Origin of the sequence: Mesorhizobium sp. NFR06 (assembly GCF_900115245.1) — a bacterium.
Lineage (GTDB): Bacteria > Pseudomonadota > Alphaproteobacteria > Rhizobiales > Rhizobiaceae > Mesorhizobium.
In genome coordinates this window covers 171,775-186,196 of record NZ_FOVT01000007.1, presented here as the reverse complement: position 1 = coordinate 186,196, position 14,422 = coordinate 171,775, and the positions used below count along the sequence as shown (strand labels likewise).

Below are 14,422 nucleotides of genomic sequence, written 5' to 3'. Positions count from 1 at the left end.
GTATGGCTGCGGGCGTTCGTTGCTTGAAAAGCCCATTCGGGGGCTTGTCATGCGCTTCGCGCACCGCTCCTCACCCCATCGCTTTCTGCAAATTCTCGTCGATCTTGTCGAGGAAGCCGGTGGTCGACAGCCAGGGCTGGTCGGGACCGATCAGCAGCGACAGGTCCTTGGTCATGAAGCCGCTTTCGACGGTCTGGATGCAGACCTTCTCGAGCGTCTCGGCGAAGCGCTTCAGCTCGGCATTGTCGTCGAGCTTGGCGCGGTGGGCGAGGCCGCGCGTCCAGGCGAAGATCGAGGCGATCGAATTGGTCGAGGTTTCCTCGCCCTTCTGATGCTGGCGGTAGTGGCGGGTCACGGTGCCGTGCGCGGCTTCCGCTTCCACCGTCTTGCCGTCCGGCGTCATCAGCACCGAGGTCATCAGGCCGAGCGAGCCGAAGCCTTGCGCCACGGTGTCCGACTGCACGTCGCCGTCATAGTTCTTGCAGGCCCAGACATAGCCGCCCGACCATTTCAGGCTGGAAGCCACCATGTCGTCGATCAGGCGGTGTTCGTACCAGAGCTTCCTTGCCTTGAACTCGGCCTCGAACTCCTTCTCGTAGACTTCCTGGAAGATGTCCTTGAAGCGGCCGTCATAGGCCTTGAGGATGGTGTTCTTGGTCGACAGATAGACCGGGAAATTGCGCAACAGGCCATAGTTCAGCGAGGCGCGGGCGAATTCGCGGATCGACTCGTCGAGATTGTACATGGCCATGGCCACGCCGGCGCCTGGCGCGTCATAGACGTCATGCTCGATCACCTGGCCGTCCTCGCCGACGAACTTGATCGTCAGCGTGCCCTTGCCAGGGAAGCGGAAGTCGGTGGCGCGATACTGGTCGCCGAAGGCATGGCGGCCGACGACGATCGGCTTGGTCCAGCCCGGCACCAGGCGCGGCACGTTCTTCATGATGATCGGCTCGCGGAAGATGGTGCCGCCGAGGATGTTGCGGATGGTGCCGTTGGGCGACTTCCACATCTTCTTGAGCTTGAACTCCTCGACGCGCGCCTCGTCGGGCGTGATCGTCGCGCATTTCACGCCGACGCCGTATTTCTTGATGGCGTTGGCCGAATCGATGGTCACCTGGTCGTTGGTGGCGTCGCGGTTCTCGATGCCGAGGTCGTAATATTCAAGCTTCAGGTCGAGATAGGGGTGGACCAGCTTGTCCTTGATGAACTGCCAGATGATGCGGGTCATCTCGTCGCCGTCGAGCTCGACGACCGGGTTCGCCACCTTGATCTTCGCCATGGAAAGAATGCCTCGTTGCTGGGGGATATGAACGGCCTTGCCCGCATGGTTTCGGCCGGGGATGCGGAGCGTATATCAAAGGCTTTTTCAGCGCGCAAACCGCGATCCGCGCTGGGGCAAACGGGTGCCTGTTTCGAATGCTTCATTTTCCGGGCCAGATGTGGCAGGGGACGCCGAAACGCCGCAAACCCCGGTTACCCATAGCCATGCCAGCCATCGAAGATACAACCAAAACCGCTTCAGCCGGACCGGCGATCATCCTGGTCGAACCGCAGCTCGGCGAGAACATCGGCATGGTCGCGCGGGCGATGGCGAATTTCGGCCTGTCCGAGCTCAGGCTGGTGAACCCGCGCGACGGCTGGCCGAGCGAGAAGGCGCGCGCGGCCGCCAGCCGTGCCGACCACGTCATCGACGCCACCAGGGTCTTCGACGATCTAGCCTCGGCGGTCGCCGATCTGAACTTCGTCTTCGCCACGACCGCGCGTGAGCGCGACGGCTTCAAGCCGGTGCGCGGGCCGGTGGAGGCGGGCAGGGCGCTGCGAGCCCGTGAGCAGGCCGGGCAGCGCACCGGTATCCTGTTCGGACGCGAGCGCTTCGGCCTCTACAATGACGAGGTCGGGCTGGCCGACGAGATCGTCACCTTCCCGGTCGATCCCGGCTTTTCCTCGCTCAACATCGCGCAGGCGGTGCTGCTGATGTCCTATGAATGGATGAAGTCCGGGCTCGCCGACGAGACCCAGACCAACTTCTCCGGTCCGGAGCTGGCGCCGGCGACCAAGGAGCAATTGCACAGCCTTTTCGCTTATCTGGAGAACGCACTGGAAGCGCGCGGCTACTTTCGCCCCGAAGAAAAGAAACCGAAAATGGTCGACAATCTGCGCGCCGTGCTGACGCGCGCGGGCTTCGCCGAGGCCGAGCTCAAAGTGCTGCGCGGTATCATCTCCTCGCTCGACCGGTTCTCTCCGGCAATGCCGCGCGGCGACGGCTCGCCCGGCGACGATCCCAGACGATTGCCGGCCGCCGCGCGCAGTCGCGCTAAAGACGAAGAAAGTTAAAATCGGTAAGCTCTGAGCCTTTGAAGTAACCGAATTTTATTCGGTTGTGCCTCATCCTTGCTGTAATAGTGGGGGTAGCACATGTTTACGTCCAATATTGGTCGTCTGCGCTTTTTCCTTTATTCTCTCGGCCTGACCACGGCCGAGGTCGTGGCAATCGTCATCTGCATTGCCGCGACGATCGGCTTTGAAGGGTTGCTGGATTCGACACCGGGCGCCTCCCGGCAAGGCATGGCCGGCGCCGTTCTGATTGTCTCGCTCATCTTTGTGGCCCTTCGCGCAAACATCGCCTGGCGCCGCAGCCGCGACGCCAACGGCAAGGGGTGGATCCTGTGGTCCTACATCGCTTTTTGCGGCATCTACGGGTTCCTGCAGGCCGGCACGCTGCTGGTCATCAAATTCGGCGATCCGGACAGCGTACCCAGCGGCCTCAACCTGCTCGGCCTCGCCATCTTCGGCCTTTGGTGCACGATCCTGTGGGCGAAGCCTGTCGCGGGCAGCAACATCGATGAACTGACGGATTTTTTTGACTTCGACGAGCCGCTGCCGACACCGGACCGCGCCGGGCGCGCCGCCGCCCCGGCCACCCCGCGTGCCGCCGCTCCCGCCGAACGTGTTCCTCCCGCGCCGCAGCCTTTCGGCAGGCCTCGTCCAGCCGGATTCGGCAAGCGCGGAATATGAGAAGGCCGTGGCGACTGCGCAAAAGCTGCTCGCATTCGCCTCTTCAAGACCACGATCATTCGCGATAGAAGCGCCGTCGGTCCAACAACGGGCCTGACGCTTTTCATGACCGGATGACAATGAGCGATCGATCAAGCCGACGCCCGATCCTGATGTTCGATTCCGGCGTCGGCGGGCTGACTGTGCTGCGCGAGGCGCGCGTGCTCATGCCCGATCGTCGCTTCATCTATGTCGCCGACGACGCGGCTTTTCCTTACGGCGCCTGGGAAGAACCGGCCCTCAAGGAACACATCCTTGCGCTGTTCGGCAAACTGCTCGAACGCCTTCAACCGGCGATTTCGGTCATCGCCTGCAACACTGCCTCCACGCTGGTGATCGATGCGCTGCGCGACAAATTCCCCGGCCACCTCTTTGTCGGCACCGTGCCGGCGATCAAGCCGGCCGCGGAACGCACGCGGTCAGGCCTGGTGTCGGTGCTGGCGACGCCGGGCACGGTGAAGCGCCAATACACGCGCGACCTGATCAGCAAATGGGCGCAGAAATGTCATGTGCGGCTGGTCGGCAGCGACCGGCTGGCGGGGCTGGCCGAGATCTACATGCGCCAAGGTTTCGTCGATGAGGAAGCCGTGCGTGCCGAAATCGCCCCCTGCTTCATCGAGCGCGACGGCAACTGCACCGACATCGTCGTGCTCGCTTGCACGCATTACCCGTTTCTCGCCAACCGCATGCGCAAGACCGCGCCCTGGCCGGTCGACTGGATCGATCCGGCCGAGGCGATCGCCCGGCGCGCCATGTCGCTGCTCGAACCTATCGGCGAGACATCCGGCGACAGCGAGCCCGATCTTGCCGTCTTCACCTCGGGCAAGGTGGATTTTGCCACGAAGCGGCTGATCCAGGGGTTTGGACTGAGCGCGCAACAAAGCGGGTCGCGCTGAAACGGATTCAGGCGACGCGTTTTATGTCTTTGTTTTGATGCATGTCGTTGTCCCAGAACCGCTGCACACTTCCGAGCGATATGCATTAGGCCGCGGGCGCGGCAGGTTCGAAGACGATGCTGCGCTGATCCGAATCGGTCGAGATCAGCTTTAGCTCGAGATTGTCGCCCTGCCTCAGTCCAGAGGCTTTTACGGTGGCGACGACGGGCATGTCGGCCAGTTGCACGCGCACGCCGTGATCGACGAAGTCGGTGACGACAGCCTTGAAAGTGTCACCCTCTCGCCCCTTCAGCATGATCGCCTCGGCGAGGTCGATGGCCGCGTGACTGGTCTGCGATGCGCGGGCATCGGCGCGTCCCATCACCCTCGGCAATCTGGCGAACGCATCGGTGACAGCCTGCGGCACCGGCTGGCCGTTGGCGATTGCCAGCGCGCAGCGCACGACGTAGCGGTCGGCCAGCCGCCTGAGCGGCGCGGTGGCGTGGGCATAGGTCGCGGCCATAGCCTCATGCCAAGGAACAACGCCTTCCTGATAGGGCTGGTAGGACGCGCCGTTGCCTGCGCGGCGGATCTCCAGCATCAGCGCCGCCTGGTGCGGATCGGCCGGATCAAGCGTGCGCTGATACTCGCGCAAGCCGGTGGCGGCCGGCCAGGACAGTCCGAGCGCCTGTGCCGCGCTGCGCAGTCTTTGCACCTTGGAAGCATCCGGCCCCGACATCACCCGAAACAACCCGGTCCGGTGCGCCAGCATGGCGTCGGCAATCGCCATGTTGGCAGCCAGCGAAAGCGCGGCATTGTCTTGCTCGGATTGCAGCAGCGGCTTGAACGAAAGCTGGAACGTGCCGTCGGCGAGCCTTTCCACCTCCTGCTCGGGCGGGTCGACGCGCGAAGCGCCGCGGCGCTCTTCGTTCATCGCCATGCGCCGCGCCATTTCCGCGAAGCCGGCCGGAACGTCGGACGCCCGCACGCTGTCATAAGCGAGCTTGGCGCGGCTTTGAATGATTGCCCGCTCCGCACCGTCCAGCTTTACCGCACCGTCCTCAGCGACCCGAACCGTGAAGACAATCGCCGGACGCGGTCCATCGGGCAACAGGCTCGCCGCAGCCTCGGCAATCACCGGCGGGTAGAGCCCGGCCTTGCCATCCGGCAAGTAAAGCGTCTCGCCCCGGTTCCAGGCTTCGAGATCGACCATGTCGCCGTCCTCGACGAACCAGGCTACGTCGGCGATGGCATAATGCAGCAGAAGATCGCCGCCGCTCGCCTCGATCGAGAACGCCTGGTCAAGATCGGTCGAGGCCGCCGGATCGAGCGTGACGAAGGGCATAGCGATGCGATCGGCATGCCGGTCGGGCACACGCTTGGCCGCCGCCGCGGCCGCGGTCGCGACGTCAACCGGAAATCCATCCGGCACGTGGAATTCGGTCCGGATTTTCGCGAGGCCGGCGGAGAGCGCTTGTGAGGGATCGGTCAGCGATTTCATGCCGCCGTCCTACACTGGCGTTTTAGACATCGGAAGGCCGATACCGCTGGAACCGGCGCAGAAGCGCGACGTTTCTTCCGACAGCAAAGGAGAAACTGCCATGCCCGCTACATCGCAAGCTCAACAGAAGGCCGCTGGCGCCGCGCTTGCGGCAAAACGCGGCGAGATCAAGAAAAGCGAACTCAAGGGTGCTTCGCGGGAAATGTATGACTCGATGAGCGAGAAGCAGCTTGAGGAATTCGCCGAGACCAAGCGCAAGAGCCTGCCGGCGAAGAAGTCATAAATCGCGATCGGGCGAAAAAACCCGCGGAATCGTCCGCGGGCCTCGTCTGGATGAGCGCAAGCTGCCGGCTATCGACGCCACCAGCAATGCTTCGTCTTGTAGCGCACGACGTAGCGATGGCCGTAGCGCCAGACCACTCTTTTCTTCACCACGACGCGGCACACCTGCTTGTGGCCATGCCAATGCCTGGCCATGGCCGGTTCAGGTGTCATGACTGCCATAGACCCGGCCAACACCGCGGCTCCAATCAGGGTAATGAAGAACTTCTTCATCGAATTTCGGACTCCTTTGATCCAGTCCCTTCATCAAATGCAGGGCGGTTGCGTCCGAAGACGCCGCATCCGCCCTGATGCCGCCGGCGTACAACTTGTCGCTACATCCAGCGCCCGCATGCAACGCAGGAACGGTATAGGGTTGGCCCTGGCACCGCCAGCCGCAAGCTTGACAGCGGTTAAATCTGTGTTTAACAGGCCCAGCAACACCGGGTGGCGACGCCCGGTGGTTTCATTTGACGTGTCCCGTGGGTTTTCCGTCGCTTTGCGTGGAAAACCCTGTCAGGTCTCGAAAACGGAGGCCAGAGGAGGGCGCGTTTCCTTCGCCCGGAGCCATGGGGTTCCGGGTATATTGTTTTGAAAGGGAATGCGATGAGCAAGCGCGAATCCGCGAAATACAAGATCGACCGCCGTCTTGGCGAAAACATCTGGGGCCGCCCGAAGTCCCCGGTCAACAAGCGTGAATACGGCCCCGGCCAGCACGGCCAGCGCCGCAAGGGCAAGCTTTCCGACTTCGGCCTGCAGCTGCGCGCGAAGCAGAAGCTGAAGGGTCACTATGGCGACGTTTCGGAAAAGCAGTTCCGCAAGGTCTATGAAGAGGCCAACCGCCGCAAGGGCGACACCTCCGAGAACCTGATCGGCCTGCTCGAGTCGCGTCTGGACGCGGTCGTCTACCGCGCCAAGTTCGTGCCGACCATTTTCGCCGCCCGTCAGTTCGTCAACCACGGCCACGTCAACGTCAACGGCAAGCGCGTCAACATCGGTTCGTACCGCTGCAAGCCGGGCGACGTCGTCGAGGTGCGCGAGAAGTCGAAGCAGCTCGTCATCGTGCTGGATTCGGTCGGTCTGGCCGAGCGCGACGTGCCGGACTACATCGAAGCCGACCACAACAAGATGACCGCGACCTTCGCTCGCGTTCCGGGCCTGTCGGACGTTCCGTTCGCCGTGCAAATGGAACCGAACCTGGTCGTCGAATTCTACTCGCGCTGATAACAAGCGCGTCAGCGAGACTATTGAAGGCCGCCCATCGAGGCGGCCTTTTCTTTGCCCGCCATGTCGGCTAATCCGGGCGGCGACCGGACCCGTGGGGCACAAGCACCATGAACATGCTGCCAGATACCAGACTGCTCGACGCCAAATCCCTCGAGGCGACCGGCGATGCCGAAGGCGGCTTCCACCCGCTGTTTGCCGACGTGCCGTCCTCGGTCGAGTTCAACAAACTGCGCAAGCGGCTCTTGCGGCTGACACGCCAGGCGATCGAAGATTTCGCCATGGTGAAGCCAGGCGAGCGCTGGCTGGTGGCTCTTTCCGGCGGCAAGGATTCCTACGGCCTGCTGGCGCTGCTGCTCGACCTCAAATGGCGAGGGCTGCTGCCGGTCGATCTGCTCGCCTGCAATCTCGACCAGGGCCAGCCTAATTTCCCGAAGCATATCCTGCCGGATTATCTCAACGCCAACGGCATCGCGCACCGTATCGAATACCAGGACACCTATTCGGTCGTGACCGACAAGTTGCCCGAGGGCAGCACCTATTGCTCGCTCTGCTCGCGGCTGCGGCGCGGCCACCTTTACCGCATCGCGCGGGAGGAGGGGTGCTCCGCGCTGGTGCTTGGTCATCACCGCGAGGACATCCTCGAGACCTTCTTCATGAACCTGTTCCATGGCGGGCGTCTCGCAGCCATGCCGCCCAAGCTGCTCAACGACGAAGGCGACGTCATGGTGCTGCGGCCGCTCGCCTACTGCGCCGAGGCCGACCTCGAAAGATTCGCCAATGCGATGAAATTCCCGATCATTCCGTGCGATCTTTGCGGCAGCCAGGAGGGATTGCAGCGCAACGCCATGAAGGCGATGCTCGAGGACATCGAGAGGCGCATGCCGGGGCGCAAGGATACGATGATCCGCGCCATGACCAATGTGCGGCCCTCGCATCTCCTGGACAGGAAGCTGTTCGACTTTGCCGGGCTCGACGCGAACCCGGGACAAGGCATTTCCGATGAGATTTGACGATCAGGCGATCGATTGGCTGGCCGAGCTTCTCGCCGAAGCGGCCAGGGCCGAAATCATGCCGCGCTTCCGCCGGCTGGGCGAGGGCGATGTCCGCCAGAAGACCTCCGCCGCCGATCTGGTGACCGAAGCGGATGTCAATGCCGAGAGGCTGATCACGGCCCGATTGCGCGAGCGCTATCCCGATGCCATGGTGGTCGGCGAGGAAGCCTGCTCCGACAACCCGGCGCTGCTTGCGGGGCTTGGCGATGCCGCGCTTGCCTTCGTCATCGATCCGGTCGACGGCACTTTCAACTTCGCCTCCGGCGTGCCGCTTTTCGGCGTCATGGCTGGCGTCGTGGTCAACGGCGAGACGGTTGCCGGCATCATCCATGACCCGGTCGGCAAGGATTGGCTGATTGGCGCCAAGGGCGCGGGCAGCCACATCCGCCACGCGCATGGCGCGCTGGAGAAGGTTGGCGTCGCCCGACCGGTGCCCATGTCGCAGATGACCGGCTCTGTTTCCTGGCAATTCGTCAAGGAGCCCGAACGCTCGCGGCTGGCTCGCAACCAGACCAAGACGCTGTCGCAATTCGCCTATCGCTGCGCCGCGCATGAATACCGGCTGCTGGCCAGCGGCCACGCTCATTTCGTCCTCTACAACAAGCTGATGCCCTGGGATCATCTGGCCGGCGCGCTGATCCACCAGGAAGCGGGCGGGCATGCCGCGCGTGTCGACGGCAGCGCCTACCTGCCTTCGCATGTCGATGGCGGCCTGCTGGTGGCGCCGGACAAGCAAAGCTGGGACGAGTTGCGTCGCGAACTCTGGGCGGATTAGGATCGCTCCGGCCAGCCATGCGCCTGGCTATCGACCTGAAAACCATCCGCAACCGCCGGAGATGGCAATGAGCTTCCGGTTCGCGATGGCCGCTCCCGCTCTAGCGGTCATCATGAACGCAAGCTGCGAGCAGGCCCTGGCGCAGGAACGCGCCTGCGGCAGTCGCGAGCCCGTCAATTCGATAGCGGAGATGTCGGCTGCCATTTACGCCTGCTGGCAGCCACCGCGCGGAACCGCCGGGATGTCCCTGACATTGCGTTTCTCGCTTCGCCGGAACGGAACGTTTATCGGCAAGCCGCGCGCCACGTTCTCCAAGCTGGGACCCGACGACAATCTGAACAAAGCTTTCGTCGCTTCCGTGCTTGTGGCGCTTGAAAAGGCTCTGCCGATCCCTTTCACCGAAAGCATGGGCGGGGCGATCGCGGGGCGCATGCTTTCCCCGCGCTTCACGGCAGCGCGAGAACGCAAATCCTGACCTTTGCTGCGTTGAACCCGCTTATACGGGCGGATTGTGCGGCTGAAACAGCCGCCCGTTCTCGGCGACCAGGATCATCAGCAAAGCAGCGACCGAGACACTGCAGAAGCCCGCCGCCAGCGGGGTGACCGTGCCATTATAGGCCTGGCCGATCAGGGTGCCGATGAGGGCGCCGAGGAAGGTTTGCATGAAGCCCAGGATGGACGCTGCCGTGCCGGCGAGCTCGCCGAGCGGTTCCATGGCCAAGGCATTGAAGTTGGCGCCGAGACCGCCAAACGGCAGCATCGCGCCGGCGAAGAAGGTGATGAACAGCCAGAGCGGCATCTGTGTCTCCAGCGAAACGACCAGCCAGGCGAGGCTGATGCAGAGGAACACAAGCAGAGCGCCTTGCGACAGGCGGCGCATGCCGATCCGCCCGACCAGCCGCGAATTGAGATAGTTGGAGAAGGCAAGCACGCCGGCGACGCCGGCAAAGATCAGCGGGAACAACTCGCCGACATGGAAGATGTCTATATAAATCTGCTGCGCCGAGCTGATGAAACCGAACATTGCGGCGAAGATGAAGGTGCTGGCAAAGGCGTAGCAAAGGGTGAGGCGGTTGGTGAGCACGATGCGGAAACCGCCGACGACCGAGTTGACCGTCAGCGGCCGGCGATATTCCGGATGCAGCGTCTCGGGTAGGCGCAGTAGCGCCCACGCCGAAACCACCAGCGCGCCGACGGCCATGGTCACGAAGATCCAGTGCCAGCTTGCAAACAGCATGACGAACTGGCCGATACCGGGCGCGACGACCGGGACCGCCATGAAAACCATGAAGATCAGCGACATCACCTCGGCCATGCGCCGTCCATCGAACGTATCGCGTACGATCGAGACGGCGATGACGCGGGTGGCCGCAGCGCCGAAGCCTTGGATAAGGCGGCATGTGAGAAGGATGGCAAAACTCGGCGCGATGGCTGCGGCGGCCGCGGCGGCGACATAAACGATCAGGCCAAAGACCAGCGGCGAACGCCGGCCATAGCGGTCCGAGATCGGGCCGAAGAACAGCTGCCCGCCGCCGAAGCCGAGCATATAGGCGGCGATGACATATTGGCGATGGTTCTCGTTCTCGACGCCGAGCGAGGCGCCGATCTGTTGCAGCGCCGGCAGCATGATGTCGATGGCCAAAGAGTTGAGCGCCATCAGCGCTGCGCAGAGCGCAATGAATTCCCAGCGCGGAATGGGCAAGCTGCTTGCCCGTTGCGACGCTTCTACCTGCTTGTCCACGGCAAAGTCCGATCTTTCAAACGAACAAGCGCCGGCCGACCGGCGCGCTGGTTCGTCTCATCCCCGAGATTCGGGGTCATAATTTGCCGAGGTGGGGGCAGCCCCGAGCGATGCTTGCCGGCCGGAGGATTTGCCTCCGCGCCGGCGAGCAAAATGAATTAGGCGGCGCCTTTGACGCTTACGCCCTTTTCGACCAGGAAGTCCTGCAACTCGCCGGCCTGGAACATTTCGCGCACGATGTCGCAACCGCCGACGAATTCACCCTTCACATAGAGCTGCGGAATGGTCGGCCAGTTGGAATAATCCTTGATGCCCTGGCGCAGTTCGGCCGAGTCGAGCACGTTCACGCCTTTGTAGTCGGCCCCGATGTAATCGAGGATCTGCACCACCTGGCCGGAGAAGCCGCATTGCGGGAAGCCGGGCGTGCCCTTCATGAAGAGCACGACGTCGTTGCTCTTCACTTCATTGTCGATGTAGTCGTTGATGCCGGTCATGGACGATCCTTTCACGCCTGTGGGAGTCAGGCTCGAAGCATGTCCATCAAATAAACCCATAGGTTGGCTGAAACAAGATCTTAGCCGCGACGCCAGGCCGATGGCGCAAGGGAACACACCATTTTGGGCTAAGGCGTCCGTGCGCAGACGAAAGCGGGCGAGAGGCGAACTCAGTCGGGAACGCTGGTCTGCAGCGCCAGTGCGTGCAGCACGCCGCCCATCTTGCCCTTCAGCGCGTCATAGACCATCTGGTGCTGCTGCACACGGCTTTTGCCCCGAAAACTTTCCGCCACCACTTCGGCCGCGTAATGGTCGCCGTCGCCGGCAAGGTCGCGGATCGTCACCTTGGCGTCCGGAATGCCTTCCTTGATCAGTTTTTCGATGTCGTGGGCATCCATTGCCATGGCAAAATCCTGTTTCAAGCGGGCATGCATATAGTGTGACTCGGATGAACCTAAAGCCTTTCCAGTCCGGATTGAAGCCGGTTCCGTCGGCTGATGAAGGCCTAGGGGTTATCCCCGGTCGGATGAACCACGCCGTCTTCGGTGATGTCATCGCGCGTCGAATAGGCGCGGCCGAGACTGAAGACCAGCACGTAGAGCGGGATGTTGATCAACAGGCTGGCGATGGGAAGATAGCTCGTCATCTGCCATGCGGTTGAGAAGAAGGCCTGACCGTAGCCGTCGCAGGTCAAGGACGAGCCATAGTCCCAAACCGCCCCGATCGACGCGGAGACGGCGAAGAGCTTGATGCAAGTCGCGATATGCCGTGCCCGAGCGGGCTCCGGAGAAAGGCGGTTCCACAACACCAGGCAGGCGATCGGAACCGCGTAGATCAGGTTCTGCAAGATGAGCATCGGCAGCGTGCCGTTGGCCGCCGCAAGGAACTCCGCGCGGCTTTCCAGCCGCAGACAGACCTCGCTCGAGGTCGTCGACAGCAGGAACAAGACGAACGGTCCGAGAAACCAGAAGAAGAACAGCGACGGCCAGAAGACGACTGCAACCAGCGCCCTGGCGGTCAGCCTCGTCAACTGGCCTGGTCCATGAAGCGCGGGAACCAGCCCTCATGCGCGGCGGTCAACTCGCTGACCGGGAGTGCCCGTGCCTCGCCGAGTTTCAATTCACGCCCGCCGGTGGTGCCGATCCAGGGCGCAAAGATGCCGAGCTTGCCCTGCTCTTCGCGGATCCGGTCCCATTCGCTGCTTTGCGGGTCGATCGACAGCGTCAGCAGATAGCGGCCCTGGTCTTCGCCGAACCAGACCGGAATCGGGTCAGTGCCGGTGAGCCCCGGGATGGTGGCGCCGATGCCGGAGGCCATCGCCATTTCGGCGAGCGCCAGGGCAAGGCCGCCATCGGAGACATCGTGGGCGGCGGTCACGATGCCGGAAGCGATCAGCGAGCGCACATGGTCGCCGACGCGCTTTTCATGCGCGAGGTCGACGGGCGGCGGCGGACCGTCGGTACGGCCATGGATGTCGCGCAGATAGACGGACTGGCCGAGATGGCTTCCCCAACTCGGCGGCGCGCCGACCAGCACGATCATCTGGCCCTCGGCGGCAAAGCCGATGCGCGCCATCTTCGACCAGTCGGCGATGAGCCCGACGCCGCCGATGGTCGGCGTCGGCAGGATGCCCTGGCCATTGGTCTCGTTGTAGAGCGAGACATTGCCTGAGACGATCGGGAAGCCGAGCGCGCGGCAGGCATCGCCGATGCCCTTAACGGCGCCGACGAACTGGCCCATGATTTCGGGCCGCTCCGGATTGCCGAAATTGAGGTTGTCGGTGGCGGCAAGCGGCAGGGCGCCGGTGGCGGTTAGATTGCGCCAGCATTCAGCCACCGCCTGCTTGCCCCCTTCGTAAGGATCGGCCTCGCAATAGCGCGGCGTGACGTCGGAGGAGAAGGCCAGCGCCTTGGTCGGATGGCCTTCGACGCGCACGACGCCGGCGTCGCCGCCGGGAAGCTGCAGCGAATTGCCCTGGATCAGTGTGTCGTACTGCTCCCACACCCAGCGGCGCGAGGAGAGGTCCGGTCCGCCGAGCATCTTGAGCAGCGCGTCGGCAACGTCGGCCTTCGGCACATCGCTTGCGGCAAGCGGTGCAGACTTTTTCGCCTCGATCCAGGGGCGATCATATTCCGGCGCCTGGTCGCCGAGATCCTTGATCGGCAGGTTGGCAACCTCGTCGCCCTGATGGATCACGCGGAAGCGCAGATCGTCGGTGGTCTTGCCGACGATGGCGAAGTCGAGCCCCCATTTGCGGAAGATCGCCTCGGCTTCCTCTTCCTTTTCGGGGCGCAGCACCATCAGCATGCGCTCCTGGCTTTCCGACAGCATCATCTCGTAGGCGCTCATGCGCTCCTCGCGCACCGGCACCTTGTCGAGGTCGAGCTCGATGCCGAGGTCGCCCTTGGCGCCCATCTCGACGGCCGAGCAGGTGAGGCCGGCGGCACCCATGTCCTGAATGGCGATGACGGCGCCCGACGCCATCAGCTCGAGGCAGGCTTCAAGCAGGCATTTTTCGGTGAAGGGGTCGCCGACCTGCACGGTCGGCCGCTTCTCCTCGATCTTGTCGTCGAATTCGGCAGAGGCCATGGTAGCCCCGCCGACGCCGTCGCGCCCGGTCTTGGCGCCCAGATAGACGACCGGCAGGCCGACGCCCTTGGCCTGCGACAGGAAGATGGCGTTGGTCTTGGCGAGGCCCGCCGCGAAGGCGTTGACCAGGATGTTGCCGTTATAGCGGGCGTCGAAGTTGACCTCGCCGCCGACAGTCGGGACGCCGAAGGAATTGCCGTAGCCGCCGACGCCGGAAACCACGCCGGCCACGAGATGCCGGGTCTTGGGATGGTCAGGCGCGCCGAAGCGCAGCGCGTTCATCGCCGCAACCGGCCGCGCGCCCATGGTGAAGACGTCGCGAAGGATGCCGCCGACGCCGGTCGCCGCGCCCTGATAGGGCTCGATGTAGGAGGGGTGGTTGTGGCTCTCCATCTTGAAGACGACGCAGTCGCCGTCGCCGATGTCTACCACGCCGGCATTTTCGCCCGGACCCTGGATCACCTGCGGGCCGTTCGTCGGCAGCGTGCGCAGCCATTTCTTGGAAGACTTGTACGAGCAGTGCTCGTTCCACATCGCCGAGAAAATGCCGAGCTCGGTGAAGCTCGGCTCGCGCCCGACCAGATCGAGGATGCGCTGATATTCGTCGGGCTTGAGCCCATGCGCGGCAATCAGTTCCGGGGTGATCGGCACGGAATTGGAAATGGTCATGAGCAGCGAGTTTTGTCCGTGGGAGAGGGGAGTTTTCGAGTCCCCCTCTTATCGCAAGCTTTCGCCTGTTACACCCCATCAGTCGATGAAAAACGCCCGAAAACCCACAGGATGGCGCATG

16 protein-coding genes are annotated in these 14,422 nt (G+C 63.3%); 8 read left to right on the top strand and 8 right to left on the bottom strand.

Features of this window, described 5'->3' with window-relative positions:
• Positions 1-70: 70 nt before the first annotated feature.
• On the bottom strand, positions 71-1,282 hold the full coding sequence (locus F3H96_RS15235) for an NADP-dependent isocitrate dehydrogenase (RefSeq protein ID WP_149802551.1): 1,212 nt from the start codon (positions 1,280-1,282) through the stop codon (positions 71-73).
• Between the two features lie 206 nt (positions 1,283-1,488).
• Between F3H96_RS15235 and F3H96_RS15230 the strand changes: the two genes are divergently transcribed.
• The 3 genes from F3H96_RS15230 (at position 1,489) to murI (ending at position 3,953) form a co-directional block, all read left to right on the top strand.
• Complete coding sequence (locus F3H96_RS15230) at positions 1,489-2,337, top strand: RNA methyltransferase (protein ID WP_149802550.1); 849 nt, start codon at positions 1,489-1,491, stop codon at positions 2,335-2,337.
• An 81-nt stretch (positions 2,338-2,418) separates the two neighbouring features.
• A complete protein-coding gene (locus tag F3H96_RS15225; RefSeq protein ID WP_188131400.1) occupies positions 2,419-3,018 on the top strand; it encodes a hypothetical protein in 600 nt (199 codons plus the stop codon).
• A gap of 119 nt (positions 3,019-3,137) precedes the next feature.
• The gene (murI, locus tag F3H96_RS15220) at positions 3,138-3,953 is read left to right on the top strand and encodes a glutamate racemase (RefSeq protein ID WP_149802548.1); all 816 of its coding nucleotides are present in this window, start codon (positions 3,138-3,140) and stop codon (positions 3,951-3,953) included.
• Positions 3,954-4,038: 85 nt separating this feature from the next.
• Here the strand turns inward: murI and F3H96_RS15215 are convergent, their stop codons facing one another.
• Positions 4,039-5,433, bottom strand: coding sequence for an RNB domain-containing ribonuclease (locus F3H96_RS15215; RefSeq protein WP_149802547.1), 1,395 nt, complete (start codon positions 5,431-5,433; stop codon positions 4,039-4,041).
• A gap of 100 nt (positions 5,434-5,533) precedes the next feature.
• Here F3H96_RS15215 and F3H96_RS15210 point away from each other — a divergent pair, with 100 nt between their 5' ends.
• The gene (locus tag F3H96_RS15210; RefSeq protein ID WP_149802627.1) at positions 5,534-5,716 is read left to right on the top strand and encodes a DUF3008 family protein; all 183 of its coding nucleotides are present in this window, start codon (positions 5,534-5,536) and stop codon (positions 5,714-5,716) included.
• A gap of 68 nt (positions 5,717-5,784) precedes the next feature.
• Here the strand turns inward: F3H96_RS15210 and F3H96_RS15205 are convergent, their stop codons facing one another.
• Positions 5,785-5,988 (bottom strand): hypothetical protein, encoded by a 204-nt coding sequence (locus tag F3H96_RS15205; RefSeq protein ID WP_149802546.1) that lies wholly within the window; start codon positions 5,986-5,988, stop codon positions 5,785-5,787.
• A gap of 372 nt (positions 5,989-6,360) precedes the next feature.
• Here F3H96_RS15205 and rpsD point away from each other — a divergent pair, with 372 nt between their 5' ends.
• From rpsD to F3H96_RS15185, 4 genes are all read left to right on the top strand, one after another.
• Positions 6,361-6,978 carry a 30S ribosomal protein S4 gene (rpsD, locus tag F3H96_RS15200; protein WP_149802545.1) on the top strand — a complete coding sequence of 206 codons (618 nt, stop codon included), beginning with the start codon at positions 6,361-6,363 and terminating at the stop codon, positions 6,976-6,978.
• A gap of 110 nt (positions 6,979-7,088) precedes the next feature.
• Complete coding sequence (ttcA, locus tag F3H96_RS15195; RefSeq protein WP_149802544.1) at positions 7,089-7,991, top strand: tRNA 2-thiocytidine(32) synthetase TtcA; 903 nt, start codon at positions 7,089-7,091, stop codon at positions 7,989-7,991.
• Positions 7,981-8,808: an inositol monophosphatase family protein gene (locus F3H96_RS15190; RefSeq protein WP_149802543.1), complete on the top strand. Its 828-nt coding sequence runs from the start codon at positions 7,981-7,983 to the stop codon at positions 8,806-8,808. The genes ttcA and F3H96_RS15190 overlap by 11 nt, the downstream gene beginning before the upstream one ends.
• Before the next feature lie 67 nt (positions 8,809-8,875).
• Positions 8,876-9,283 (top strand): TonB C-terminal domain-containing protein, encoded by a 408-nt coding sequence (locus F3H96_RS15185; protein ID WP_149802542.1) that lies wholly within the window; start codon positions 8,876-8,878, stop codon positions 9,281-9,283.
• Between the two features lie 21 nt (positions 9,284-9,304).
• On the opposite strand, the gene F3H96_RS15180 is transcribed toward F3H96_RS15185, so the two are convergent.
• From F3H96_RS15180 to purL, 5 genes are all read right to left on the bottom strand, one after another.
• Complete coding sequence (locus tag F3H96_RS15180) at positions 9,305-10,549, bottom strand: multidrug effflux MFS transporter (protein WP_149802541.1); 1,245 nt, start codon at positions 10,547-10,549, stop codon at positions 9,305-9,307.
• A gap of 158 nt (positions 10,550-10,707) precedes the next feature.
• The gene (gene grxD, locus F3H96_RS15175; protein ID WP_059185116.1) at positions 10,708-11,043 is read right to left on the bottom strand and encodes a Grx4 family monothiol glutaredoxin; all 336 of its coding nucleotides are present in this window, start codon (positions 11,041-11,043) and stop codon (positions 10,708-10,710) included.
• 170 nt (positions 11,044-11,213) lie between these two features.
• Positions 11,214-11,447 (bottom strand): BolA family transcriptional regulator, encoded by a 234-nt coding sequence (locus F3H96_RS15170; RefSeq protein ID WP_040995401.1) that lies wholly within the window; start codon positions 11,445-11,447, stop codon positions 11,214-11,216.
• Between the two features lie 101 nt (positions 11,448-11,548).
• Positions 11,549-12,073: a hypothetical protein gene (locus F3H96_RS15165; RefSeq protein ID WP_149802540.1), complete on the bottom strand. Its 525-nt coding sequence runs from the start codon at positions 12,071-12,073 to the stop codon at positions 11,549-11,551.
• Entirely contained in the window at positions 12,070-14,301 is a 2,232-nt protein-coding gene (gene purL / locus F3H96_RS15160) for a phosphoribosylformylglycinamidine synthase subunit PurL (RefSeq protein WP_149802539.1), read from the bottom strand. The genes F3H96_RS15165 and purL overlap by 4 nt, the downstream gene beginning before the upstream one ends.
• Between the last annotated feature and the right edge of the window lie 121 nt (positions 14,302-14,422).

Coding starts and splice junctions, on each gene's coding strand:
- F3H96_RS15225 (WP_188131400.1), top strand. CDS start 2,419: ATGTTTACGTCCAATATTGGTCGTCTGCGCTTTTTCCTTTATTCTCTC.
- F3H96_RS15170 (WP_040995401.1), bottom strand. CDS start 11,447: ATGGCAATGGATGCCCACGACATCGAAAAACTGATCAAGGAAGGCATT.
- ttcA (WP_149802544.1), top strand. CDS start 7,089: ATGAACATGCTGCCAGATACCAGACTGCTCGACGCCAAATCCCTCGAG.
- F3H96_RS15230 (WP_149802550.1), top strand. CDS start 1,489: ATGCCAGCCATCGAAGATACAACCAAAACCGCTTCAGCCGGACCGGCG.
- rpsD (WP_149802545.1), top strand. CDS start 6,361: ATGAGCAAGCGCGAATCCGCGAAATACAAGATCGACCGCCGTCTTGGC.
- F3H96_RS15235 (WP_149802551.1), bottom strand. CDS start 1,282: ATGGCGAAGATCAAGGTGGCGAACCCGGTCGTCGAGCTCGACGGCGAC.
- F3H96_RS15205 (WP_149802546.1), bottom strand. CDS start 5,988: ATGAAGAAGTTCTTCATTACCCTGATTGGAGCCGCGGTGTTGGCCGGG.
- F3H96_RS15210 (WP_149802627.1), top strand. CDS start 5,534: ATGCCCGCTACATCGCAAGCTCAACAGAAGGCCGCTGGCGCCGCGCTT.
- murI (WP_149802548.1), top strand. CDS start 3,138: ATGAGCGATCGATCAAGCCGACGCCCGATCCTGATGTTCGATTCCGGC.
- grxD (WP_059185116.1), bottom strand. CDS start 11,043: ATGACCGGCATCAACGACTACATCGACAATGAAGTGAAGAGCAACGAC.
- F3H96_RS15185 (WP_149802542.1), top strand. CDS start 8,876: ATGAGCTTCCGGTTCGCGATGGCCGCTCCCGCTCTAGCGGTCATCATG.
- F3H96_RS15190 (WP_149802543.1), top strand. CDS start 7,981: ATGAGATTTGACGATCAGGCGATCGATTGGCTGGCCGAGCTTCTCGCC.
- F3H96_RS15215 (WP_149802547.1), bottom strand. CDS start 5,433: ATGAAATCGCTGACCGATCCCTCACAAGCGCTCTCCGCCGGCCTCGCG.
- purL (WP_149802539.1), bottom strand. CDS start 14,301: ATGACCATTTCCAATTCCGTGCCGATCACCCCGGAACTGATTGCCGCG.